The organism is Erwinia sp. E_sp_B01_1, from assembly GCF_036865545.1.
GTDB lineage: Bacteria > Pseudomonadota > Gammaproteobacteria > Enterobacterales > Enterobacteriaceae > Erwinia.
This window is the reverse complement of record NZ_CP142208.1, coordinates 1679659-1704388: the sequence shown is the minus strand read 5'-3', so window position 1 is coordinate 1704388 and position 24730 is coordinate 1679659. Positions and strand designations below refer to the sequence as shown.

At 52.6% G+C, this 24730-nt stretch carries 23 protein-coding genes; 11 read left to right on the top strand and 12 right to left on the bottom strand.

All coding sequences use genetic code 11. The features are described 5' to 3' along the window. Window positions 1–40 precede the first annotated feature (40 nt). Window positions 41–358, top strand: coding sequence for a heat shock protein HspQ (hspQ, locus tag VRC33_RS08215; RefSeq protein WP_338562696.1), 318 nt, complete (start codon window positions 41–43; stop codon window positions 356–358). 27 nt (window positions 359–385) lie between these two features. On the opposite strand, the gene VRC33_RS08210 is transcribed toward hspQ, so the two are convergent. After that, on the bottom strand, window positions 386–802 hold the full coding sequence (locus VRC33_RS08210) for a CoA-binding protein (protein WP_338562694.1): 417 nt from the start codon (window positions 800–802) through the stop codon (window positions 386–388). Between the two features lie 188 nt (window positions 803–990). Between VRC33_RS08210 and VRC33_RS08205 the strand changes: the two genes are divergently transcribed. Both VRC33_RS08205 and VRC33_RS08200 read left to right on the top strand, forming a co-directional pair. Continuing rightward, window positions 991–1632, top strand: coding sequence for a DUF2057 family protein (locus tag VRC33_RS08205; RefSeq protein WP_338562692.1), 642 nt, complete (start codon window positions 991–993; stop codon window positions 1630–1632). An 82-nt stretch (window positions 1633–1714) separates the two neighbouring features. Beyond that, window positions 1715–2173, top strand: a complete 459-nt coding sequence (locus VRC33_RS08200; RefSeq protein ID WP_338562689.1) for a methylglyoxal synthase — start codon at window positions 1715–1717, stop codon at window positions 2171–2173. A 21-nt stretch (window positions 2174–2194) separates the two neighbouring features. Here the strand turns inward: VRC33_RS08200 and helD are convergent, their stop codons facing one another. Then, complete coding sequence (helD, locus tag VRC33_RS08195; RefSeq protein ID WP_338562687.1) at window positions 2195–4249, bottom strand: DNA helicase IV; 2055 nt, start codon at window positions 4247–4249, stop codon at window positions 2195–2197. 134 nt (window positions 4250–4383) lie between these two features. Between helD and VRC33_RS08190 the strand changes: the two genes are divergently transcribed. Together VRC33_RS08190 and yccS are read left to right on the top strand one after the other, a co-directional pair. Then, window positions 4384–4830 carry a YccF domain-containing protein gene (locus tag VRC33_RS08190; RefSeq protein ID WP_338562684.1) on the top strand — a complete coding sequence of 149 codons (447 nt, stop codon included), beginning with the start codon at window positions 4384–4386 and terminating at the stop codon, window positions 4828–4830. 4 nt (window positions 4831–4834) lie between these two features. Continuing rightward, window positions 4835–6973, top strand: a complete 2139-nt coding sequence (yccS, locus tag VRC33_RS08185; protein WP_338562682.1) for a YccS family putative transporter — start codon at window positions 4835–4837, stop codon at window positions 6971–6973. On the opposite strand, the gene VRC33_RS08180 is transcribed toward yccS, so the two are convergent. After that, on the bottom strand, window positions 6970–7599 hold the full coding sequence (locus VRC33_RS08180; RefSeq protein ID WP_338576963.1) for a TfoX/Sxy family DNA transformation protein: 630 nt from the start codon (window positions 7597–7599) through the stop codon (window positions 6970–6972). The two genes, yccS and VRC33_RS08180, sit on opposite strands and share 4 nt — an antisense overlap. Window positions 7600–7811: 212 nt before the next feature. Between VRC33_RS08180 and sulA the strand changes: the two genes are divergently transcribed. Further along, window positions 7812–8315, top strand: coding sequence for an SOS-induced cell division inhibitor SulA (gene sulA, locus VRC33_RS08175; protein ID WP_338564164.1), 504 nt, complete (start codon window positions 7812–7814; stop codon window positions 8313–8315). Window positions 8316–8662: 347 nt separating this feature from the next. Continuing rightward, on the top strand, window positions 8663–9727 hold the full coding sequence (gene ompA / locus VRC33_RS08170) for a porin OmpA (protein WP_338562680.1): 1065 nt from the start codon (window positions 8663–8665) through the stop codon (window positions 9725–9727). An 86-nt stretch (window positions 9728–9813) separates the two neighbouring features. On the opposite strand, the gene matP is transcribed toward ompA, so the two are convergent. Further along, window positions 9814–10269 carry a macrodomain Ter protein MatP gene (gene matP / locus VRC33_RS08165; RefSeq protein ID WP_338562677.1) on the bottom strand — a complete coding sequence of 152 codons (456 nt, stop codon included), beginning with the start codon at window positions 10267–10269 and terminating at the stop codon, window positions 9814–9816. Between the two features lie 185 nt (window positions 10270–10454). Between matP and VRC33_RS08160 the strand changes: the two genes are divergently transcribed. Continuing rightward, complete coding sequence (locus VRC33_RS08160; RefSeq protein ID WP_338562675.1) at window positions 10455–12206, top strand: Lon protease family protein; 1752 nt, start codon at window positions 10455–10457, stop codon at window positions 12204–12206. Window positions 12207–12274: 68 nt separating this feature from the next. Next, window positions 12275–12793 (top strand): bifunctional 3-hydroxydecanoyl-ACP dehydratase/trans-2-decenoyl-ACP isomerase, encoded by a 519-nt coding sequence (gene fabA / locus VRC33_RS08155; protein WP_338562673.1) that lies wholly within the window; start codon window positions 12275–12277, stop codon window positions 12791–12793. A gap of 67 nt (window positions 12794–12860) precedes the next feature. Here fabA and rmf read toward each other — a convergent pair whose 3' ends face one another. The 6 genes from rmf to rlmKL all read right to left on the bottom strand — a co-directional run bounded on the left by rmf (window position 12861) and on the right by rlmKL (window position 20833). Further along, window positions 12861–13028, bottom strand: coding sequence for a ribosome modulation factor (gene rmf / locus VRC33_RS08150; protein ID WP_338564161.1), 168 nt, complete (start codon window positions 13026–13028; stop codon window positions 12861–12863). Between the two features lie 281 nt (window positions 13029–13309). After that, the gene (gene pqiC / locus VRC33_RS08145; RefSeq protein WP_338562671.1) at window positions 13310–13879 is read right to left on the bottom strand and encodes a membrane integrity-associated transporter subunit PqiC; all 570 of its coding nucleotides are present in this window, start codon (window positions 13877–13879) and stop codon (window positions 13310–13312) included. Continuing rightward, window positions 13879–15519, bottom strand: coding sequence for an intermembrane transport protein PqiB (pqiB, locus tag VRC33_RS08140; RefSeq protein WP_338562668.1), 1641 nt, complete (start codon window positions 15517–15519; stop codon window positions 13879–13881). The genes pqiC and pqiB overlap by 1 nt, the downstream gene beginning before the upstream one ends. Beyond that, a complete protein-coding gene (gene pqiA / locus VRC33_RS08135) occupies window positions 15506–16780 on the bottom strand; it encodes a membrane integrity-associated transporter subunit PqiA (protein WP_338562665.1) in 1275 nt (424 codons plus the stop codon). Before pqiA ends, pqiB begins: the two co-directional genes overlap by 14 nt. Window positions 16781–16801: 21 nt before the next feature. Beyond that, entirely contained in the window at window positions 16802–18709 is a 1908-nt protein-coding gene (locus VRC33_RS08130; RefSeq protein ID WP_338562663.1) for an ABC transporter ATP-binding protein, read from the bottom strand. Window positions 18710–18715: 6 nt separating this feature from the next. Further along, window positions 18716–20833: a bifunctional 23S rRNA (guanine(2069)-N(7))-methyltransferase RlmK/23S rRNA (guanine(2445)-N(2))-methyltransferase RlmL gene (gene rlmKL / locus VRC33_RS08125; protein WP_338562660.1), complete on the bottom strand. Its 2118-nt coding sequence runs from the start codon at window positions 20831–20833 to the stop codon at window positions 18716–18718. 145 nt (window positions 20834–20978) lie between these two features. Between rlmKL and VRC33_RS08120 the strand changes: the two genes are divergently transcribed. Then, window positions 20979–22091: a YcbX family protein gene (locus VRC33_RS08120; RefSeq protein ID WP_338562657.1), complete on the top strand. Its 1113-nt coding sequence runs from the start codon at window positions 20979–20981 to the stop codon at window positions 22089–22091. Window positions 22092–22093: 2 nt separating this feature from the next. Here VRC33_RS08120 and VRC33_RS08115 read toward each other — a convergent pair whose 3' ends face one another. Together VRC33_RS08115 and pyrD are read right to left on the bottom strand one after the other, a co-directional pair. Next, on the bottom strand, window positions 22094–22633 hold the full coding sequence (locus VRC33_RS08115) for a cell division protein ZapC (RefSeq protein ID WP_338562655.1): 540 nt from the start codon (window positions 22631–22633) through the stop codon (window positions 22094–22096). Between the two features lie 174 nt (window positions 22634–22807). Then, entirely contained in the window at window positions 22808–23818 is a 1011-nt protein-coding gene (gene pyrD, locus VRC33_RS08110) for a quinone-dependent dihydroorotate dehydrogenase (protein ID WP_338562653.1), read from the bottom strand. A 355-nt stretch (window positions 23819–24173) separates the two neighbouring features. On the opposite strand from pyrD, the gene ssuE reads away from it, so the two are divergent. Beyond that, a complete protein-coding gene (ssuE, locus tag VRC33_RS08105; RefSeq protein ID WP_338562652.1) occupies window positions 24174–24725 on the top strand; it encodes an NADPH-dependent FMN reductase in 552 nt (183 codons plus the stop codon). The last annotated feature ends 5 nt before the right edge of the window (window positions 24726–24730 follow it).

Below are 24730 nucleotides of genomic sequence, written 5' to 3'. Positions count from 1 at the left end.
CCCCAAATCGGTAGCAGGGCATGTTTATCAGGAGGTCACAATGATTGCCAGCAAATTTGGACTCGGCCAGCAAGTGCGGCACCAGCTGCACGGTTTCCTTGGGGTGGTTGTGGATGTGGATCCGGAGTATTCATTAGAGGATCCACAGGAAGATGAGGTCTCTTCCAGCGAAATGCTGAGAGACGCTCCCTGGTATCACGTTGTAATGGAAAATGAAGAAGGCGAGGCTGTTCATACCTATCTGGCTGAAGCCCAGCTCTCCTGGGCACTGCCGGGCGATCATCCGGAACAATCGTCAATGGATGAACTGGCTGATTCAATCCGGGAGCAACTACTGGCACCCCGCCTCAGAAACTGATCAAAACCCCCGCTATGCGGGGTTTTTTTATCTTTTTTCCAGCCCCAGCCGGGGAATTTCGATTTTCGGGCAGCGATCCATCACCACTTTCATTCCCGCTTCCCCCGCCAGCACGGCAGCCTGTTCGTTGATGACGCCCAGCTGAAGCCACAAAGATTTTGCCCCCACGGCAATCGCTTCCTGCGCAACGCCCCAGGCGGCCTCAGCGTTACGGAAAACATCGACCATATCAATGGCTTCAGGAATATCCTCCAGCCTGGCGTACACCTTTTGCCCTAACAGCGTCTCCCCTGCCAGCTTAGGATTGACCGGTGTCACCTTGTATCCCTGCGCCAGCAGATAAGCCATTACGCCGTAACTGGCCCTGGCAGGATTATCGCTCGCCCCAACCAGCGCAATATGCCGGGTAGAAGTCAGCACATCAGCAATCATTTTATCTTGCATACACCTCTCCTTGTTTGTCAGATAAGTCAGTTTATGCCCACTTTGGCGATTCAGGGAACCGCGATAAACAGTGACAGGCAATCCGGAAGATAAAACGTCAATAAATATGTTAAAATGTTAATATGCTGCCATACTGAAAGACTTTGATACATTCGATGTTTTTGCGTTTTTTGTACCCGGGAGAAAGAATGAAGCTGCGTTTGGTCATGACAGGCGTTTTAGCTCTGCTGGTTGCGGCAAATGTTTCCGCAACCACGCTGAAGCTTGCCCCTGATATTGATCTGTTGGTACTTGATGGCCGTAAAATATCCGGTTCTTTGCTGAAAGGTGCTGAAGGTCTGGAGCTTGAACAGGGTCAGCATCAGGTGCTGTTTCGTGTGGAAAAGAGCCTGAAAAAAGATGCGCAAACAGCCACGCCCTGGATCTCTGTTCCATTAATCGTGACTTTTACTACCAAAGCTCAGGCTATTACCATCACTTTGCCTCCCCTCAGCACGGCGGCGCAGGGTAAAGTCTTTGATAAAAAACCTGAATTCCAGCTGCTTGATGAGCATGGTGCCGTCATTGAAAGTCAGCAGGATCACCTGATCGTTAAGCCAGGAACCAATTTCGAACAGGTGATGGTGATCTATAACCTGAAAGGAAATGTCGCATCGGTTCCCCGTTTTGCCCAGCCTCAGCCTTCCAGCTCTCCGGTCAGTAGCAGTTCACTGGATTTTGCCAACGGCAACCATGCAGGCAACCGCGTGCTGCAACTCTGGTATCAACAGGTCGATTCGGCAACCCGTCAACGCTTCGTTTTGCTGATGCGCGCACTGCGTACCAGTTGATGTCTGAAGCCCTTCGGCCTACTATCAGAACGCTTAACAGGCCTTTACCCTACTCTGTTTGACGCTAAACCAGGAAGCCGGAATGGATCAGACCACCCGTAAGATTCAGGAAAAAAAACATATCGCGCTGGTTGCGCATGACCACTGCAAGACCTCTCTTATGCAGTGGGTTGATATCCACAAAGAGGTTTTACAGGCCCATACGCTTTACGCCACAGGTACCACTGGCAATCTGATTCAGCGTGCCACTGGCCTGCCAGTCACGGCCATGTTGAGCGGCCCGATGGGGGGCGATCAGCAGGTGGGAGCAATGATTTCGGAAGGGAAAATTGATGTGCTGTTCTTCTTCTGGGATCCGCTGAACGCGGTGCCGCACGACCCCGATGTCAAAGCCCTGCTGCGCCTTGCCACCGTATGGAACATCCCGGTGGCGACCAACCGTGCCACAGCCGATTTTATTATCCACTCTCCTCTTTTTGCGCAGTCCGTGGAGATCATCATTCCGGATTATCAGCGTTATCTGCAGGAACGTCTCAAATAACAGCCTTAGCGTGCCTGCGCGTTAAGGTTTACGTAGTGCAGGCACCCCGAGGCGTTTTAACTCCTCCACAAAGCCCGACGGGTTCTCTTTATCGTAGAGTAACCATACCTGCTGTTTCGCTCGCGTTATTGCCACGTATGCCAGCCTGCGCTCTTCAGCGTCCGGGAAATCCTCTGGCTGAGGCAGTAAAGCCTGCTCCATCACCGACTCCCGTGCCGCCGCCGGGAAACCGTCTTTCCCGGCCTGCAAACCCAACAGTATTACATAATCTGCCTGCTGGCCTTTACTGGCATGGACAGTGGTGAAGTCGATTTGTAATCGTGGCCAGCGTGTGTTTGCCTTTTCCAGCAGCGCCGGACGCAGGTGATGGTATCTCGCCAGAATCAGAATACGTTCATCTGCGGTGGCATAGCCGCTGATTTTATTCAGCAGCGCTTCAAGCTGGTTTTCCACAAGCAGAGATATCGACTTCTTCGTTCCCTTGCTCAGGCTGTTTAAAGGTTTTTTCAACTGATGCGGATTGCTCTGCACAAACTTGTTGGCAATATCCCCGATGCGATCGTTGAACCGGTAAGTAGTGTCGAGCACGCAGCGATCGCCTTCACCAAAGTGATGATGAAAAGCGGTGGTAAGGCTCATTTCAGCGCCGCTGAAGCGGTAGATAGCCTGCCAGTCATCTCCTACCGCAAACAGCGAAGTTTGCCTGTTCTGCCTTCTCAGGGCGACAAGAAGTGCCGCGCGCTGTGGCGAGATATCCTGGAACTCATCAACCAGAATATGTTTCCAGGGGCTGATAAAACGGCCTTTATCGAGAATATTTACCGCCTGATGAATTAACCCGGAAAAGTCTACCGCCCCCTCTTCTTTCAGGGCATTTTTCCAGGCTTTCATCAGCGGCGCCATCAGCTTCACCCGTTTTGCAAAGCGATCGCGAATCTCCTCAGGCGCAGAGTCAATCATTGCCGCCTGAGCACCGCCATGCATACGCATCAGTCCCAGCCAGCGTTCCAGCCGGCTGGCTAACCGTTTTGCCAGTCGCTCATCTTTCCAGTATTCCCCTTCACCCAGCTCCCACTCCAGCTCCTCCTGCAGCCACTGCTTCCAGCCATTGGCATGCGCTTTCTTTTCACTGCACTGCTGACGCCAGACATCAAGCAACAACTTATGACGAAGAGCGGTATCGGTTTCCAGCTTGCTGATTGCGGGTGATTTGTTACTGCCCTGTTGAATGATGTTCAGGGCGAGTGAATGGAACGTGCGTGCCTGGATCCCATCAGTATTCAGGCGCGCGCTGATACGATCGTTCATCTCTTCTGCTGCCTGGCGGCCAAAAGCCAGTAGCAGAATTTGTTCAGGAGTGGATTGCCTGCGCAGTAACAGCCATCCGGCCCGGGCAACAAGTACCGATGTTTTACCGCTGCCCGCCCCTGCCAGCACCAGCAACGACTCTTCGCCATTGACCACGGCTTTAGCCTGAGAAGCGTTGAGCGGGGAGGTTTCCACCGTATTGAAAAAATCGGCATGCTGAATCAGCATCCTTTCTGACCACTGCGCGTTGCGCTTGTGGCGCTGGAGGTCGCTGCTGTCCAGCCACGAAAGAGAGTAAGAGTAAGCTTCCCGACAGTTATCAAACTCGTCCAGTCTTTCCACCGGCAGTGGCAAAGAGGAAAATGCCGCCAGGATTGCCTCGCGCCAGCCAGACATCTCGCTACGCTTCAGCCATTTATCCTGCTGTTCATCGTTGCGAAGCCGGTCAACCAGCTCATCAAGTACCCGGGCGGAGACATCACTCATCTCCTCACTCCAGTGCTGCCAGGCCTGATTGAGATAGTGATAAAAGCGCTGCGTTTCCTGCCACTCGGTGCCGTGCAGCCGGACCACTTTTTCGTCGGGCAAGGCAAACTCCAGCTCGCCCCAGACCAGCCCACGCTTGCACCTGATTGCCAGCAACTGATTGAACGGGATGAGATATTCATGCTTCTCACCACTGACCTCAACGCCTGCGCTCAGTAATCGCACCCGGTTATAGGGATGTTGCGCCAGATGCTTACCCAGCGACGTTGCTTTCAGTTCCATGACCTGCCTCTGGCTGTCGTTGCCTTTGATGGGCTGTAGTTTACCTGGCGGGAGTGTACCGCTCCAGAGTTAAAACGCGCTACAATCAACGCATTGTAATATTGTGCTGCGCGCACTTTACGGGAAGAAAATTCATGCGTACTGTTTTAAATATTCTTAATTTTGTTTTGGGTGGTTTTGTGACCACCTTTGCCTGGCTGGTGGCGACGATCGCCAGCATCGTTTTCATCTTCACGCTCCCTCTCACCCGCTCCTGCTGGGAAATTACCAAACTCTCCCTTTTGCCTTTTGGTAATGAAGCCGTGCATGTTGATGAAATCGAGCCGGGCCGAAAAAACGCCCTGATGAACTCGGGCGGCACCCTGTTGAACATTGTCTGGTTTATTGTCTTCGGCTGGTGGCTGTGCGTAATGCATATTCTGGCCGGGATAGCCCAGTGCATTACTGTTATTGGTATCCCCGTGGGGATCGCCAATTTTAAAATTGCCGCGATAGCTTTGTGGCCTGTCGGTCGCCGCGTAGTCAGCGTTGAAGAAGCAAAAGCTGCCCGCGAAGCCAACGCCCGTAGCCGGTTCAACTGAGGCTATGCGTGTATCCTTGAGTTCGGGGCTGCGGCGTTATGCCTTAAACAGTACGCTACTTTATAACCTGCGTATTCTGATTGCCCTGCTGGGCACCGCTGCTTTTCCCTGGTGGCTGGATCAAATTACCTGGACCATTCCCCTGACGCTGGGGGTGGTTGCCGCTGCTCTTGCCGACCTGGACGATCGTCTGAGCGGCAGGCTACGTAATCTGTTCATTACCCTGGTTTGCTTCTGCATTGCTTCTGTGTCGGTAGAACTGCTTTCGCCCTGGCCCTGGCTTTTTATCCTGGGGCTGGCGGTGTCAACCTGGGGCTTTATTCTGCTGGGCGCGCTGGGACAACGTTACGCCACTATCGCCTTTGGCGCTTTACTGATCGCAATCTATACGCTTTTAGGTCTCGGCTTATTCCCACAGTGGTACCTTCAACCCGCCCTGCTGCTGGTCGGGGCCATGTGGTATAACCTGCTCACCCTGACCGGGCATCTTATTTTCCCCATCCGCCCGTTACAGGAAAACATCGCCCGCTGTTTTGACGGTCTGGCCGTTTATCTGGAAGCCAAGGCAGGACTCTTTGATCCGGACATTGAAGAGAATGATAATGCCACGCTGATTGACGTGGCGATGGCGAACAGCCAACTGGTAGCCACGCTCAATCAGGCGAAAATTTCTGTTCAGTCCCGTCTGCGTGGCGATCGCGGCCAGCGCAGTACCCGCCGGACGCTGCACTACTATTTTGTCGCCCAGGACATACATGAGCGCGCCAGCTCTTCACATGTGCAATATCATGCCCTGCGGAAAGAGTATCGCTACAGCGATATCCTGTTCCGTTTTCAACGCCTGCTCACGCTTCAGGCGAAAGCCTGTCAGCAATTAGCCAGGGCTATTCTGATGCGTGAAACTTATCAGCATGATGGGCGTTTTGAACGGGCATTTGTGCATCTTAATGCGGCACTTGAGCGCCTCTCCAACGCGCAACCCGGCAGCAGTGAGGTAAAAGCCATGCACTATCTGCTGAATAATCTCAAGGCGATTGATGCACAGCTGGCAACCATAGAATCTGAGCAGATACAGGAAAATCATGTCGAACGGCACGATCAGACCCTTTCCCACGAAGGGCTGACAGGCTGGTCAGATATTCGTCTTCGCCTCAGCAGGCATTTGTCGCCCGAATCCGCTTTATTTCGTCATGCTGTGCGAATGTCCCTGTTACTTTGTTCGGGTTATGGGTTCATCCAGTTAACCGGCATTGAACACGGATACTGGATCCTGCTGACCAGCCTGTTTGTCTGTCAGCCTAACTATAACGCCACTAAACGCAGACTGGCATTGCGTATCGTGGGAACCGTAGCGGGGATTATTCTCGGGCTTCCTCTGCTCTGGCTGGTGCCATCAGTTGAGGGGCAGCTGATACTGATGGTGGTGACTGGCGTGCTGTTCTTTGCCTTCCGGCAGTCGCAATATGCCCATGCCACCATGTTTATCACTCTGCTGGTGCTGCTTTGCTTTAATCTGCTGGGTGAAGGTTTTGAAGTCGCGCTGCCGCGAATTATTGATACCCTGCTGGGCTGCGGCATTGCCTGGCTTGCGGTAGCCTTTATCTGGCCTGACTGGCGGTTCCGCCAGTTGCCTGCGGTTGCCGAACGTACGCTGAATGCTAACTGCCGGTATCTCGATGCCATTCTGGTTCAGTATCATCAGGGTAAAGATAATCGTCTTGCCTACCGTGTGGCTCGTCGTGATGCGCATAATGGCGATGCGGAACTGGCTTCTGTAGTGTCGAATATTTCTGCCGAAAAGAATGCACCAGCCAGCCTGCGTGAAGCGGCTTTCCGTCTTCTTTGCCTGAATCACTCTTTTCTGAGCTATATCTCTGCGCTGGGTGCCCACCGTGAAAAAATTACCCGGCCTGCCATGCTGCAGTTAATGGATGATGCCGTCTGTTACGTGGATGATGTCCTGCAGGTTGATCTTGTCGATGAAACCAAAGCCCAGAGATTGTTGGCCAGTCTTTCTGAACGTCTGGCAGCAACAGAAGCCGACCCAGAAACGAAAGAACCTCTCGTATTGCAACAAGTCGGCTTACTGATAGCCCTGCTGCCGGAAATAGCCCAATTGAAAAAACAGGTTTGGGAAAACTAGTTTCTGTAAAGTTCACTCAGAGACTGGTATAGCAGGGTTTCAAGATGCCAGAGCCGAAGCTCATCTTTAACGACAGACGGCAAAGCTTCATAGTGCAACCCCTGAATTGCTCCCTGCAGAGCCAGCAGAATGTTGACGCCAAGATTGCGGTTGCACGCATGCAGTTTTAGCCAGCTACGCTTGGCACCCTGCTCTTTCAGCATTTCAACCGTAGAGATGCCTACTCTCCTGAGCTGGACTTCGAGTTTCAGGCTCAGGTTGGGCAGATCTTTGAGGCGTCGTCTGTTCTGTTGGCTTTGACGTTGCTGCTGCGCGCCCTGCAGGCAGAGTTGAGACAGGGCCAGCAGCTGATCGGGCTCTGCCCAAAGAGGGTCATCAACCCGGTAGTACTCCAGCACCACCGGAATACCGCGTCGGGTAAATAACAGAGGCTCCATTTTCCGCTCAATAATATAAGGCTTAACTTCTTCACAGGCCCTCAGGTAGAGATCTCCCTCGCTGACAAGCGCAAATACCACGCTTTCCACCGAGAGACTGTACCCTCCGAACTGGCTGCGGCTGCTTATCTCCCCCAGCGGGGAAAGCTGCCGTTTAGCCCGGATGATACTTTTTTTTGCATCTTGCATAATCAGCATCCTTTTTATGGTAAAAATCCTGAAAAATCCTTTTGTTGCGCATTCTGAACATAGGCAATCGCTGTTACAAGTTCAATGAATAATTGCCTGAAAAGCCATCAGCATTCCGTTTTTGCGAGACGTTTTCAAAAAAAATAAGATTGATCTTTAGTCACCCTCGCTATACTGTATATCCATACAGTAACCTTGTGAGCGAAGCCAAAATGCATACTCATTCCCTGAAATCATCTTCTGTTAAAACTGCTCTGCGTTCTTCCGCAGAATGTGCAACTGCACAGCCCGCAGCCGCGACAGGGCTAATCAGTGAGCTGACATACAGCGAGCCCGGTATGACACAAATGCTGCTTCTGCCTTTGCTGCAACAGTTGGGTACGCAGTCCCGCTGGCAGCTGTGGCTGACGCCCCCACAAAAGTTGAGCCGCAGCTGGCTGAAGCAATCAGGGTTGCCGCTGGATAAAGTCATGCAGAGCCCTCAGACAGGGGCAATTACCACTGTAGAGGCGATGATTAAAGCGTTGCAGACGGGGAATTACAGTGTGGTTTTAGGCTGGTTACCTGGCGAGATTACGTTAAAAGATCGTCAACGTTTGCAGCAGGCCGCCTTAAAAGGTCATGCGCTAGGGTTAATTATGCGTCCGGATCGGATCAATATTGCCTCCCCCAGACCCTTTAGCGGGTTAAAAATTCACTCAAGTTTGTATCATTAAGTAAAAATAAGAATTTTCTCATAAGATTATTCCAGTGTGTACCGGATAAGCCTCTGATTATGCTGTGAGCCGGTGGGACAATGGTTTAGCGCCATTTTGGCCTTATTGCATTCAGTGAATTTGGCTCTTCAGATGTGTAAATTTGTGTACGAAACCCTGTTTTTTTGCGGAGCCCCGTCACATCATACTTGTAAGTTTGCTGGTACGTTGTAGACTTTACGTCGCCAGGGTGCTCAATAATCTCCCTTTTTTGGATGAGTCATAATCGAGCGTCAGAACCCGGCGAAGGATTAATCAAAGAGCTAATTAAAGCTCATTGCCTATTTGGATGATAACGAGGCGCAAAAATGAAAAAGACAGCTATCGCAATTGCAGTGGCACTGGCTGGCTTCGCTACCGTAGCGCAGGCCGCTCCTAAAGATAACACCTGGTATACCGGTGCAAAACTGGGTTGGTCTCAGTACCATGACACTGGTTACTACGGTAACAACTACGTCAACAACGACGGCCCAACTCACGAAAGTCAGCTTGGTGCTGGTGCGTTCGGTGGTTATCAGGCTAATCAATACCTGGGCTTCGAACTGGGTTATGACTGGCTGGGTCGTATGCCTAACAAAGGCAACAACGTAAACGGCGCATTCAAAGCACAGGGCGTTCAGCTGGCTGCTAAACTGAGCTATCCAATTGCTGACGATCTGGACGTGTACACTCGTCTGGGCGGCATGGTATGGCGTGCTGATTCTACCCAGAACAACAACGGTACCCGTCAGAGCGATCACGACACCGGTGTTTCTCCACTGGCAGCCGTTGGTGTTGAATATGCAATTACTCAGAACTGGGCTACCCGTCTGGATTACCAGTGGGTTAACAACATCGGTGATGCACAGACCGTTGGCGCTCGTCCAGACAACGGCATGTTAGCACTGGGTGTTTCTTACCGCTTTGGTCAGGATGAAGCTGCTCCAGCACCTGCTCCAGCTCCAGCCCCAGCGCCAGTTGTTGAAACCAAGCGTTTCACTCTGAAATCAGACGTTCTGTTCACCTTCAACAAAGCTTCCCTGAAGCCAGAAGGTCAGCAGGCTCTGGATCAGCTGTACACCCAGCTGAGCTCCCTGGATCCTAAAGATGGTTCAGTAGTTGTTCTGGGTTACACCGACCGTATCGGTTCTGACCAGTACAACCAGAAACTGTCTGAGAAACGTGCTCAGTCCGTAGTTGACTACCTCGTTTCTAAAGGCATCCCTTCTAACAAGATCTCTGCACGTGGCATGGGTGAATCTAACCCAGTTACCGGCAACACCTGTGACAGCGTGAAAGGCCGTAACGCCCTGATCGATTGCCTGGGCCCGGATCGTCGCGTAGAAATCGAAGTTAAAGGCATCAAAGACGTGGTAACTCAGCCTCAGGGCTAAGTTCACTTTGATGAAAAAAACCCCGCTTCGGCGGGGTTTTTTTATGCTCAATTTTAGCCTGTAACCGCTGTGCTCCACGGGGAAGATCAGTCCGGTTTACCGAGGATCGCTTTAAGATCCTGCTTCAGCGAAGACATCTGACTGGCATATTTCTCTTTACGTTCAGCGTCTTCAATTAACTGAACCACGGTTTCTGACAACGTGCTGTTACGGCGTTGAGCCAGACCCGCCAGGCGCTGCCAGACAAGGTACTCTAAATCGATGGATTTTTTACGCGTGTGCTGATGTTCAGCATTGAAATGGCGTTTACGACGGGCACGAATGGTCTGCTTCATTCGATTTTCAAGCGCTGGGTTTATGTGCTGCGCGATCCAGGTCAGTACATCAACCGGGCGGTTTTCCATCGCTAACAGTTCATCCACCACCACCTGAGCCGCACTGTATTCCAGATAGCGCGTGATCGCTTCACCCTCCCGGTGCTTCTTCACCAGGTATTTCCATTTCCAACCGCTTTCAAGATTTTCCAGTTGCTGATATTTCATCGGAATCTCATGCTGACTTCGTGACGAGTTTAGAATAACAGCTTTTATTGACCATGCCGCTAAGAAAACAGGCCTGTCATCGCATTCTGCTGGTGAACATCATCTGAAGTAACAGTCTACGGTGCTTAACAGGCTGAATTATTGTATAATGCCGCTTTTACTCATTTCAGAAAAATACGATAACTTTGACCAACAACCGACTTGAATGGCGTGCCCTGCAGCCCGATACAGAGAGCGTCCAGCCCCTATTCCTGCAGGCATCTGACGATACCAGCTGCTTTGAAGCCGTACAGTCACGCCTGTTCAACGGCCTCAGCCTGTTACTGCAAACACCGGCTAAATTGCCGATGATGCTGGTAAAAACAGCGGAAAACGTTGAATACCAGTCTTTGATGCAGGATATCCTCTTAAGCCTTACGGAAGAAGATAAGATAACGCTTCAGGGAGGCCATTACCACGTTGAAGGTATGTCGGTTAGCTGGCGCCCTGCAGAAACTTTGCAGGATAATTTTGCCAGCACCGGCGGCATTCATCGTGCTGACTGGATTGAAGCTGAAGAGCTGCTGGGCTGTGTCCGGATCCATAACAATACGCTGACGCTGGAACCCGGTCTGGTTCACAGGGCCAACGGCGGCACAATAATCCTTTCGCTGCGGACTTTGCTCGCACAGCCGATCCTCTGGTTGCGACTCAAACAGATCCTGACCAGACAGCGTTTTGACTGGCACTCGCCGGATGAAACCCGCCCCCTGCCGGTCTCTATTCCATCAATGCCCATGCAGTTTCGTCTGGTCCTGACCGGCGAGCGTGATGTGCTGGCAGAATTTCAGGAAATGGAACCAGAACTGGCAGCGCTCAGCTTCTACGCCGAATTTGAAGAGAATATTCAGATTGTGGACGCTGACGATTTCAGTCTGTGGGTGAAGTGGCTGCTTGCCGTTGCGGCGAGCGAAGGCTATGGCCCCGTTGCTGAAGATTTCTGGCCAGTGCTGATCCGCGAAGCCGTGCGCTATACCGGCGATCAGGACACGCTGCCCCTCTGCCCGCTGTGGATTGGCCGTCAGTTACAGGAAGCTGGCATGTACAGCCCGGACGAGACGCTCAATGGCGAGCAGCTTCAGACCGCTCTGGAGACAAGGTCATGGCGTGAAGGTTTTCTTGCTGAACGCATGCGGGATGAAATTCTTCTGGACCAGATTCTTATCGAAACAGAAGGTGAGATGGTTGGTCAGATCAATGCCCTTTCAGTCATTGAATTCCCTGGCCACCCCCGTGCTTTTGGTGAACCTTCCCGTATCAGCTGCGTTGTGCACGTGGGTGACGGGGAGTTTATGGACGTCGAGCGCAAAGCTGAACTGGGTGGCAATATTCATGCGAAAGGCATGATGATTATGCAGGCGTGGCTTATCTCCGAGCTGGAACTTGAGCAGCAGCTGCCCTTCTCCGCTTCGATTGTGTTTGAACAATCCTATTCTGAAGTGGATGGCGACAGCGCCTCACTGGCGGAACTTTGTGCGCTGATCAGCGCCCTCTCCAGCCAGCCACTGACGCAACAAATTGCGGTGACCGGGTCGGTAGATCAGTTTGGCCGGGTACAACCGGTTGGCGGACTGAATGAAAAAATCGAAGGTTTTTTCCACATCTGTCACCAGCGCACGCTCAACGGTAATCAGGGGGTGATTATCCCTGTATCCAACGTTCGCCATCTCTCCTTACAACAGGAAGTGGTGGATGCCGTTCGTGAAGGAAAATTCCATATCTGGGCAGTCAGCAGTGTGGAAGAAGCCCTGACAATCCTGACAGGTGCAGAATGGGACAAGGAGGAAGGTCCTTGTCTGCTAAGATCAATACAGGAGCGCATCGCGCAGATGACACAGCATGATGGGCGTCAGCGGTCGTGGCCGCTGCGCTGGCTTAACTGGTTTAACCAGAGCTGATCGGACTTGTTCAGCTTACACCTGTTAGCTAACCTTCGTGATTCACTAAAATAAGGCTTATTAAGAACATGGTAGATAAACGCGAATCCTATACAAAAGAAGACCTGATTGCCTCTGGTCGTGGTGAGCTGTTCGGTGCTGAAGGCCCACCGTTGCCTTCCGGCAATATGTTGATGATGGACCGCGTGGTCAAAATGACCGAAGACGGCGGTAACTACGGCAAAGGTTTCGTTGAAGCCGAACTGGATATCAATCCGGACCTGTGGTTCTTCGGCTGTCATTTTATTGGCGACCCGGTAATGCCTGGCTGCCTCGGTCTGGATGCCATGTGGCAGCTGGTTGGCTTTTACCTGGGCTGGTTAGGCGCTGAAGGTAAAGGACGTGCTTTGGGTGTGGGTGAAGTGAAGTTCACCGGCCAGGTATTGCCAACCGCGAAGAAAGTCTCTTACCGCATTCACTTCAAACGCGTGATTAACCGCAAACTGGTGATGGGTGTGGCTGATGGTGAAGTGCTGGTAGACGGTCATGTGATCTACACCGCTACAGATTTGAAAGTGGGTCTGTTTAAAGACACTACAGCTTTCTGATCGGCCTTTAAAACGGAAACCTCCGCTTCGGCGGAGGTTCTCATCCTTTTAACATTGAACAGTCAGATTACACCGTAGCCGTCCTGTCCTCCATGGCTTGTCGCCAACCTCCCAACCAGTGAGATCTCGCATCAATTAACTGATAAGGACACATCTCCTTAGAGCGTCCGGTGATACCGGCCTGATAGCCTCTTGAATGTGCCCGTTCGAGCCGATCTCGTTTCTGTCTCTTCATCATGCCTGTAATCCCCTCTTCAGGTCAGGTGGAATCTGGTGGAAAGAAATGAGTGGTCACAGAATGTGCAACCACTATTAAGTTCTAACGCCAACTGGCCCAAAAATCAATGCGCAAATTTCACGCCAATGTCATCTTTGTATGCCAGAGTGAGGGTGATCTTTCGCCTGAAAATCGTGGTGGGAAACGAATAAACTTCTGTTTAGCAATAAAAAAACCCCTGAATGCGGAAAATCTTAATTTTCGACAATCAGGGGTTTAGGTTTAAAGATTAAATTTAATTAATTAATGCCACGGATCACATTAGCCATCTGACTGGCTTCCTGCTGCCACCCCTGAGCCAAAGTTCTGACTAAAGCATCATACCCATCTTCGTTCTGCGGCAGGGTCAGCGCAAAAGCACGCTTGATCACCTGCCCCTGATGTTCCAGCACCCAGTCTCCGCTGATGACCACATGGCCATCGTACCGGCCATGGAAACCGGTGACGTTGACGTTAAGGGTATCCTGCTGCTGTCCTAGAGGTTTGGACGAGACCAGGGAGCCAGGCAGCGCCTGACTCAGATTGCTTACCAGCGTCTGCTGTAACTGTTGGTCCAGCGGGCTGGCCCAAAGATTATTACTGGCAATAACGTACTTCACGTCGCTGCTTTGATAGACAAGGCCGTTTCCGGCCAGGTAATCAGGCACGGAAACATGCTCTACGAATATCGCCGGTTGAGTGCCGGCAGAGAGGCTGCTGGCAGGACGGGAAGCAGCAGCGACCGCCGGCAACTGATAATAAGTTGTCTCCGGGGTACTGCTACAGGCAGTCAACACCAGCGCCAGCGCTACGGGAATCCATTTCATCATTATTTAGCCCTCTTCGGCTGTGGGTCCTGTCCGGGTTTGGCTTCAAACACCAGAGCATTGCTTTTACTGTTCAGCGTTTTCAGCACCGGTTGCAGTTCCCGCATCACCTGGTCCAGTCGCTGCATATCACCAACAAGTTTACTGTAGGCAGGCGATCCTGGCTGGAAACCTTTCATACTGCGGTTCAGTTCACGAAGCGTTTTCTGCATATCATCAGGCAACTCTTTCATCGACTGACTGGAAGTGATCTGGTTAATGTTATCCAGCGTTTTCTGCAGTTCACGCATGGTCTGCTGACTCTGTTTCAGCGTGCCGGTTGCCTGCTCCAGCAGCGGATTCAGTGGCAGATTATTCACTTTATCCAGCGCATCCATCAGCTTCTGCTGAATCTGAGCCAGACCTCCGCTCATGGTAGGGATCAGCTTATAGCCCGCAAAGTTAACAGGTCCTGTTACCGGTTTAGCATTTTTGTAGAAATCGAGATCGATATATAAGGCGCCGGTCAGCAGGTTACCCGACTTCAGGGAAGCCCTGAGTCCATTGGCAATACCCTCTGTCAGATGCTGATCAATATTGAACTCCTGTCCCAACATGCTCTGGAAACGATCCGGTTCGATACGGATCAGCACGGGTATGCGGTAATCGGTATCCAGCTGCTGAGTGACTTCCTTAGATTTATAAGGCACCTCTGCCACCGTACCTAAACGGATGCCGCGGAATTCAACTGGCGCACCAGGTTGCAGGCCACGAACAGAGTCACTGAAGAACATCAGGAAGTCTTCATGCACCGTGTATAGCGAATCCTGAATGCTGCGCTGATCGTCAAACAACTTGTATTCGGATTTGTTTTTGGCAACCTGTCCCAGTTCCCAGCCGTCAGGTACATCAAAACTGACGCCGCCGCTGAACAGGGTAGTCAGCGACCCCATTTCAACCCGCATACCTGAAGCCGACATATCCACAGCGATGCCACTGTCTTTCCAGAAGCGAACATTGGTAGTGATCAGACGATCGTAAGGCGCAGCTACAAACAGCTGGTAGGTCATCATGCGCTTGTCAGCATCAAAATGGCTGGTCTCGACTGTACCCACACGGTAGCCGCGGAACAGCACGGGATCGCCGGCGTTGAGCTGACCCGATTTGGCACTGTCCAGAGTGATGCGAATACCTTTAGCGTCTGGTGGAGCCAGCGGCGGTGAGTCTAGCAGTTCATACTGCTCTGCCTTTTCGCCTTTGTTGCCCGGCTGTAACTCAATATAGGCGCCGGAAAGCAACGTTCCCAGCCCCGTGACCCCCTCTCGGCCAATTGTGGGTTTGACCACCCAGAAGGCGCTGTCACTTTTGAGCAGTTTCTCCATGCCGGAGTTCAGCCGGGCAGTGATCTCGACATGGTGCAGGTCGTCTGTCAGCACCGCGCTTTCCACGATACCAACGTCCACGCTGCGGCTCTTGATGGTGGTTTTCCCCCCTTCAATTCCTTCGGCATTGGTGGTGATCAGCGTGACCAGCGGGCCCTGATGACTGAAATGATAAAACAGGATCCATGCCCCGATCAGCAGGGTGACAACAGGGATGATCCAGACCGGTGACCAGCGTTTGATTTGATCAACCTTCGCCACGCCGTGATTATTTTCCTTCAATGCTTGGCTCCTCAAGACTTTTTTCACGTACACGATCCCATGTCAGGCGAGGGTCAAAGGTGATGGCTGCAAACATAGTCAGAATAACTACAATGGCAAACAGCAGCGCCCCCGCCGCGGGATAAATATTCATCAGTTGCCCCATTCGCACCAGCGCAGAAAGGACAGCAATAACAAACACGTCTATCATCGACCAGCGGCCAACGAACTCTACGACCTCATAAATTTTGTGCATCCTTTCACTGTCATGATGCGCCTCTCCTTTGCTGTTGGCATCCCAGCACAGCCAGCCAATCGCCAGCATTTTCAACGAAGGCACCATGATACTGGCGATAAAGATCACCAAAGCGACCGGGTAGGAACCTTCGCTCCACAGCAGGATTACGCCTGCCATGATTGTTGAGGTGATTTTTGAACCCAGGGCTTCAGTGATCATGATTGGCATCAGATTCGCCGGGATATAGAGCAGCACAGAGGTTAACAGCAAGGCCATCGTCCACTGCAGGCTGTGTCTCCGACGCGCATGGCCACGCGTGCCGCAGCGCGGGCAGACAAGGCGATCGGCAGGAAGAATTGCAGTGCAGCACCGGCAGGAACGCAGGCCCTGATGTAAACCGGTGATTGCCGGAACCGGTTTAGCGGGGAGTAGCGGCATTGGGGTGATGCGATTCCAGAGCCAGCGGCGATCCACACACTGAAAAGCTCTGAGTTGAAGAACGCAGAAGAGACACCACGGGATAAAGCTGGTGCCGATGCCAATATCGCCATAAGCCATGAGTTTGACGAAGCTGACCAGCACGCCTGCCAGAAAAATCTCTGCCATGCCCCAGGTTTTAATCTGGAACAGGACGCGGGACATTGCACGCTTTAGCGGCAAAGGCAAGGTGACAGGATTGACCAGCAGGATAATGGCCACCATGCAGATGGCTGGCACCACCTGGACAAACACCATAAACAGGGTTGCCAGACTGCTGTAGTCTTCAGAAACCATCACCTGCGGGATGCGCAGCAGGGAAATTTCGCTACTCATCCCCGCCACGTGCATATTGACGAACGGGAACAGGTTAGCCAGAACCAGCATAAACAGCGCAGCCAGCGCATACCCGGTGGGCCGCCTCTGCGGCTCCACCCAGCTGGCGGTCAACGTGGTACTGCAACGCGGGCAGCTGGCTTTGCTGCCCGGTTTCAGTTCTGGCAACTGTGTCATCAGGTCACACTGCGGGCAAAGCATCCATTGGTCAGCGTGGTGCGATGAACACATAAACTACCTCTTACTTAAGCATCAGCCGTTTTTCAACGACTCCAGATATTCCCAGCGTTCAAACGCCGTCTCCAGCGCCTGCTCTGCTTCAGCTAATGCATCAAGCACTGGCTGAGTCACATCATGAGGCTGGTTGAAGAAGTCGCCATCCGCCACTTTTGCCTGCAGCGTTTCCAGCTGGCTTTCAAGGGCTTCCATTTTTTGCGGCAGCTGCTCCAGCTCGCGCTGTAAGTTATAGCTTAGCTTACTGGCTGCACGTTTCTCAGGTTCAGATTTTACATTTTCCTGACGGGCAACCGGGGCAGCTTTAGACTGAGAGCGGCTCTGCTTGTAAGCCGAACGCTGCAACTGGGCATCGTGATAGCCGCCGACAAAGGCACCGATTTCTCCGTTACCTTCGAAGATCCAGCATTCAGTCACGGTGTTGTCGACAAACTGACGATCGTGGCTGACCAGCAGCACGGTACCCTGATAGCCATCGACCAACTCTTCCAGCAGCTCCAGCGTTTCCACGTCCAGGTCGTTAGTCGGTTCATCGAGGATCAGCAGGTTGCTTGGCTTCAGGAACAGACGTGCCAGCAACAGGCGGTTACGCTCTCCACCGGAGAGCGCACGCACAGGTGTCATAGCGCGTTTAGGATGGAACAGGAACTCCTGCAGGTAGCCCAGCACATGGCGTGGCTTACCGTTAACCATCACTTCCTGCTTACCCTCTGCCAGGTTATCCATTACCGTACGGTCCGGATCCAGTTCTGCACGATGCTGATCGAAATAGGCTACTTCGAGTTTAGTCCCGATATGCACGCGGCCACTGTCTGCTTTCAGCTGATCCAACATCAGCTTCAGCAGCGTGGTTTTACCGCAGCCGTTAGAACCGATCAGGGCGATTTTGTCGCCACGTTGCACCTGGGCTGAGAAATCCCGTACCAGTTGCTTGCCACCCACGCTGTAGTTAACGTTTTCCATCTCGAAGACAATTTTGCCCGAGCGGCTCGCTTCTTCTACCTGCATATTGGCTTTACCCATCACTTCACGGCGTTCTGAACGCTCATTACGCAATGCTTTCAGCGCACGGACACGGCCTTCGTTACGCGTACGGCGAGCCTTGATGCCCTGACGGATCCAGACTTCTTCCTGCGCCAGTTTGCGGTCGAATTCAGCGTTCTGCATCTCTTCCACCCGCAGCGCTTCTTCTTTGCTTTCCAGATACAGGTTGTAATCACCCGGCCAGGAAACCAGCTTGCCACGGTCCAGATCTACAATACGGGTAGCCATATTGCGGATAAAGGAACGGTCGTGGGAAATAAAGATGATGCTGCCCTGGAACGTTTTCAGGAACCCTTCCAGCCAGTCGATCGTTTCAATATCCAGGTGGTTGGTTGGCTCATCCAGCATCAGTACGCGTGGATTGCTGACCAGCGCCCGGCCCAGAGCCGCTTTACGCAACCAGCCTCCGGATAAGGAAGAGAGCGGCGCATCCGCATCCAGACCAATCTGCTTCAGCACATCGTGGATACGGTTTTCCAGCTGCCACAGGTTCTGATGATCCAGAATTGATTGCAGGCGGCCCATCTCATTGAGGTTTTTATCGCTGGGATCGGTCATCACCAGGTGGGAGATGGCATGATAGGCTTTGAGATATTCAGCCTGCTCGTTGACGCCTTCCGCCACGAAATCATACACCGACCCCTTCACGTTACGGGGTGGATCCTGTTGCAGACGAGAGACGACCAGATCCTGCTCATAAATGATGCGGCCATCATCCAGCGGCTGCTCACGGTTAATGATTTTCATCAGCGTGGATTTACCCGCGCCGTTACGACCTACCAGACAGACCCGCTCATTCTCTTCAATGTGCAGTTCCGTGTTATCCAACAACGGGGCATCACTGAAGGAGAGATACGCACCATGAATACTGATTAATGACATAAAACCTTATTCCTTACCGGCGTGAGTAATCAGCCAGCAGTTATGTATTTGACGGTTGCGGGCAAAATCCTGAGACTGAGTTTTGGCGGTGATATCCTGCGCAGCAAGATTCAACCCGGCCAGACCCTCAAGGTCCATTTTGAAACCGCGTTTGTTGTTGGAGAACATAATAGTGCCGCCTTTACGCAGCAGCTTTTGTAAGTCTTTCATCAGGCCTAAATGATCCCGCTGAACGTCAAAACTCTCTTCCATTCGCTTGGAATTTGAGAACGTAGGCGGATCGATAAAGATCAGATCGAACTGTTCGTTGGCGTCCTTCATCCAGCTCAGGCAGTCGGCCTGCATCAGACGGTGCTGACGACCGGTCAGGCCGTTAAGGCGCAGGTTACGCTCTGCCCACTCCAGATAGGTACGCGACATATCTACCGTGGTGGTACTGCGGGCGCCGCCCAGCCCCGCGTGCACGCTGGCACTGCCGGTATAGGCAAACAGGTTAAGAAAATCTTTATCACGGCTCATCTGGCCCAGCATTTTGCGGGCAATACGGTGATCCAGGAACAGCCCCGTATCCAGATAATCGGTGAGATTCACCCACATTTTGGCATTGAATTCGGAAACTTCGAAGAAGTCACCCTTCTCACCCAGCTTCTGATACTGGCTTTTGCCTTTCTGTCGTTCGCGGGTCTTCAGCACCAGCTTGTTGGACGGCAAATCCAGCACGTGAAGCGTGGCTGAAATAACGTCAAACAGACGCTGGCGGGCTTTAGCCGGCTCGATGGTTTTCGGCGGCGCGTACTCCTGCACCACTACCCAGTCACCGTAGCGATCCACCGCTACGTTGTAATCAGGCAGATCCGCGTCATAAATCCGGTAGCACTCTATCCCTTCCTGCCGGGCCCACTTCTCCAGCTTCTTGAGATTTTTACGCAAGCGGTTTGCATAATCTTCGGCTACCTGGCCACCCGCCGCTGCGGATGGATTCACCGCCAGCTGATAGTTTTTCTGCACACAGTCCAGCGGGCCATTTTTCGCCTTGAACTGGCGATCGGCACGCAGCTGCAGGCAGCTCAGCAGCTCTGGTGAGGCGCTGAACAGCGAAAGGTTCCAGCCACCGAAGTGACTCTTCATGATGCGGCCCAGCTGGCTGTGCAACGCAATCAGTGCCGGCTCGCTGTCCAGACGCTCACCATAGGGAGGGTTGCTCAGCACGGTGCCGACTGGCCCCTCTGGCAGCGGATTGGTCAGCTTAAGCACATCCTGTACGGTGAAGCTAATGACATCAGCAAGACCGGCGCGACGGGCGTTCGCTTTAGCACGCTCAATCACCCGCGAATCATTATCGTAGCCATAGAAGCGGGAGGGGGTTTCCTGTAAACCACGCTTTGCGCGAACCTGTGCTTCACTGGTGACTTCACGCCACAACGCCTCATCAAATTTAGCCCAGCCGGTAAAACCCCAGTGTGGACGATGCAGACCCGGCGCCCGGTCGCTGGCGATCATTGCGGCTTCAATCAGCAGCGTGCCGGAACCACACATAGGATCGACCAGCGGCGCACCCATTTCCCAGCCCGAGCGCAGCACGATGGCGGCGGCCAGGTTCTCTTTCAGTGGCGCCTGACCCGCCTGCTGGCGATAACCACGCTGGTGAAGTCCCTCACCGCTCAAATCAAGTGCAATGCTGGCGGTATCTTTGTTCAGCCAGACATTGACGCGGATATCAGGCTGCTCACGATCCACATCCGGACGCGGCAGGTTTTTACGGGTGAAGCTGTCCACAATGGCGTCTTTGACTTTCAACGCGCCATACTGGCTGTTGCGGATCACTTCATTGAGGCCGCTGAAATGCACCGCAAACGTTTTATCACTGCCGAACATCGCCGGCCAGTCGATTGCCTGCACGCCCAGATAGAGATCCAGATCGCTGTAGACGCCGCATTCGGTCAACGGCAGAAGGATGCGCGAGGCCAGACGGCTCCACATCAGACTCTGGTACATCAGACGATCGTCACCCTGATAATGTACGCCGCCCTGGACGACCTGGCAGGCTTGCGCCCCCATCGCTTCCAGTTCACTTTTTAACAGCTCTTCGAGCCCACGCGCCGTACTGGCAAACAGAGAATTCATAGCGTCACTTATCGTCTTCAGAAAATTGCTGCGCATTATAGCTAATCACAGGCACATGTCATAAAGTTAGCTTCTTTTCATCAGGCAGCCCGCCGCTTTTCTTGCCTGAAAACCGCTTTTTCTCTTTTATTTGCTGGAGCGCACCATGATTAGCCTGTCCCGTCTGTTTATTCATCCGGTGAAATCCATGCGCGCCACGCAGGTTTCCCACGCGCAGGCACTGGAAAGCGGGCTGGCATTTGATCGTGTATTTATGATCGCCGAGATGGATGGCACCTTTATTACCGCCCGCCAGTTTCCGGAGTTGGTGCTTTTCACGCCAGCCCTGATCCCTGAAGGTTTATTCCTCTCCGCGCCGGACGGCACCAGCGCCACAATCCGCCTGGCAGATTTTGCGCCTCAGGAAGCGCCAACAGAAGTCTGGGGTAACACTTTTACCTCACTGGTTGCGCCAGAGGGGATCAACCAGTGGCTCAGTGGATTTTTCCCGCGTCCTGTTCAGCTTCGCTGGACCGGTCAGCAAATGTCACGTCGGGTAAAACGCTTTGAGCAGGTGCCGCTGGGCTTTGCCGATGGCTTCCCTTTCCTGCTTATTAATGAAGCCTCCCTGCACGATTTGCGTCAGCGCTGTCCGGCGGGCGTTAAACTAGAACAGTTTCGCCCCAATCTTGTGGTGACAGGCGCAACGGCCTGGGCTGAAGACAGCTGGTCCACTGTACGAATCGGCGAGATCCTGTTTGATGTGCCTAAACCCTGTAGCCGTTGCGTGTTCACAACCATCAGCCCTGAACGGGGCCGTAAGCACCCGAGCGGTGAGCCGCTGGCCACACTGCAAAAATTCCGGACCGCAACGGACGGCAGTGGCGATATCGACTTTGGCCTGAATCTGATTGCCAGAACCAGCGGCATCATGCGGGCAGGCGATGAGCTTCAGGTGCTGGCCAGCAAACCGCCCCGCCCCTATGGTGAAGGTCAGGTGACCGAATCACTGGAAGTGGAAAACAGCAACGCTGCAAGCATCGATATCAGCTGGCAGGGAGAAACGTTCAGGGGTAATAATCAGCAGATCTTGCTGGAGCAGCTGGAAATGCAGGGTTTCCGCATTCCTTACTCCTGCCGGGCCGGGATTTGTGGCAGTTGCCAGATGACACTGGTTTCAGGTGAAGTCAGCCCTTTGAAGAAAGGGGCTGTTCGGGATAATGGCACGATACTCAGTTGCAGTTGTATACCAGCTGGGGATATCGTCCTGACGCGCTGAGGCTATACAGCCCTGGCAAATGCCATGGGCTGAGACAAAGGCTGCAGACGATCGTGCATCACCTTAATCGCATCCCCCAATACCATTCCACGTCCGGCTACCGTTAACTGTGGCTGGGCCAGCAGACAAAGCGCGGCGTTTTCTCCGCCTTCCACCACCAGCAAACTGGCCTCTTCACCCGTTTCGCAGAGTTTTACACTGACCAGCTCGCCTTCTGCCGGGGTCAGGTAACCCTGGCGATGCGTTTCAAAATGCCAGCTTTTGGGCATCAGCGGCTTAAGAAAACGACAGGCCACCAGCGCATTTAACACCAGCTCTGCCCGTTGATCCGCGTTCAGTCCGCAACGTCGGCAGTTTTCTTCAAAAGTAAAAAACAGTGCGGCATCATCAACGCAAAAACCTGAGGTATCAAAGGCATCTGGCGTCAGCATCTTACGAGGAAAGCGTGAACGGAACAGCATTCCGTCAGCCAGATCCAGCATCATACGATCCTGTTCTTCATCAAAAAACCAGCGCCAGCTGTCGTCAGGTTTAATTCTCATGATGCATCCTGTAGTAAAAAACTAACCTTCTGTTCAATGGTCGCACGCCTGAAATGAACATTCTCATCAGTTTGTCTGCGGGCGAAAATAGGCTTATTACTGCTTAAACAGGATAAAATATAAACGAGCCAGTGGCGAAAATAAAGCCCCTGGCCAATTTATATGAGGATTCTCTTAGAGATGGGTCACGATCTCTTTAATCAGCGGCGGTCCTTTGTAAATAAAGCCGGAATATATTTGCACCAGCGAGGCACCCGCAGCAACTTTTTCACGGGCTGAAACCAGTGAATCAATTCCCCCAACGCCAATTATTGGCAGTTTGCCCTGCAATTCCTGAGAGAGGCGACGAATAATTTCAGTGCTGCGTAGCTGTACCGGGCGACCGCTTAATCCCCCTGCTTCTTCGGCGTGTTTTAAGCCTGCCACCAGCGACCTGTCCAGCGTGGTATTGGTAGCAATCACCCCATCAATATTATGACGGACCAGGCTGTCGGCAATCTGAATTAACTCTTCTTCAGAAAGGTCGGGCGCGATTTTTACCGCTACCGGAACATATTTGTGATGAAGCATTTCAAGATCTTTCTGTTTTTGTTTTACCGCTGACAGAAGATCGTCCAGTGCCTCACCATATTGTAATGTGCGTAATCCTGGAGTGTTTGGTGAAGAAATATTAATGGTGATGTAGCCTGCATAGGCATAGATCTTCTCCATGCAGATTAAATAGTCCTCTTTACCCAACTCTACCGGCGTGTCTTTATTTTTACCGATATTGATCCCAAGTACGCCATCGTAATGGGATTTTTTAACGTTCTCGACCAGGTTATCCACGCCGAAATTGTTGAAGCCCATGCGGTTGATAATGCCCTCTGCCTGCAGGACGCGGAACATTCTTGGCTTATCATTGCCTGCCTGCGCACGAGGCGTCACGGTGCCAATTTCAATCGATCCAAAACCCATCGCGCCAAAGGCATCAATACATTCGCCATTTTTATCAAGCCCGGCGGCAAGACCCAGCGCATTTTTAAAGGTCAGGCCCATGCAATTCACCGGCTTAAACGGCAGTGTCTGACGAACCAGATGCATTAATGGCGTGCCGGTCACACGGTGAAGCTGTTGCAAAGTCAGCTCATGGGCACGCTCAGCATCAAGCTGGAATAACGCCTTACGGACGAAAGGGTAATACATGGTTGCTCCTGACTGCCCGATACTCTCAGGCCTGAATAGGACAAAAAGTCGATATCGCATGACGATACAAACCCGTAAAACTGCGTTTATCGGTCACAGCCCTGACTTCACACCTTTATTGTGTTGTAAAAATTGGTCGTGAAGAGGGTTGGGCTGCCAGAGGGTAACCCTGTGACGCTGCAGGCGCGGGGGAAAATGGTAAGGGCCTTTGCCATGAAAGTAAAATGGTTGATATCCGCAAAACGACTTATTTAACCCGAATAAATCATTTAAGCCTCTCCGGGCTCTCTGTCAGGATAGATTCATCAGTTCCTGAATAAGACAGTTCAATAACTTTTAGTTATAAGGAGAGGTTATGCGCGTTATTACTCTGGCGGGAAGTCCTCGCTACCCTTCAAGATCCACCGCCCTGCTTACCATTTGCCAGCACCTGCTCGAACAGCGAGGCGTGGAAGTGATCCCGTGGAATCTGCATAACTTTGCCCCTGAAGATCTGCTCTATGCCCGGTTTGACTCCCCCGCTCTGCTGGCTTTGAAAGAGGATCTGGCGCAGGCCGACGGCGTTATCGTCGCCACGCCGGTATATAAAGCCTCTTTTTCCGGCGCGCTGAAAACCCTGCTGGACCTGCTTCCTGAACGGGCCCTGGAACATAAAGTTGTCTTGCCACTCGCCACGGGCGGAACCGTGGCGCACATGCTGGCGGTGGATTATGCCCTCAAGCCGGTGCTGAATGCCCTTAAGGCACAGGAAGTTCTGCACGGCGTTTTCGCCGATGATACCCAGGTGACCCAGTACGACCGCCAGCCGGAACTTGCGCCGATCCTGCAGGAACGCATCACAGAATCGATAGATACCTTCTGGTCGGCTCTCGCTCGCCGTCATCAACCTCTTGCCATTGCCGTGTAAGGAAG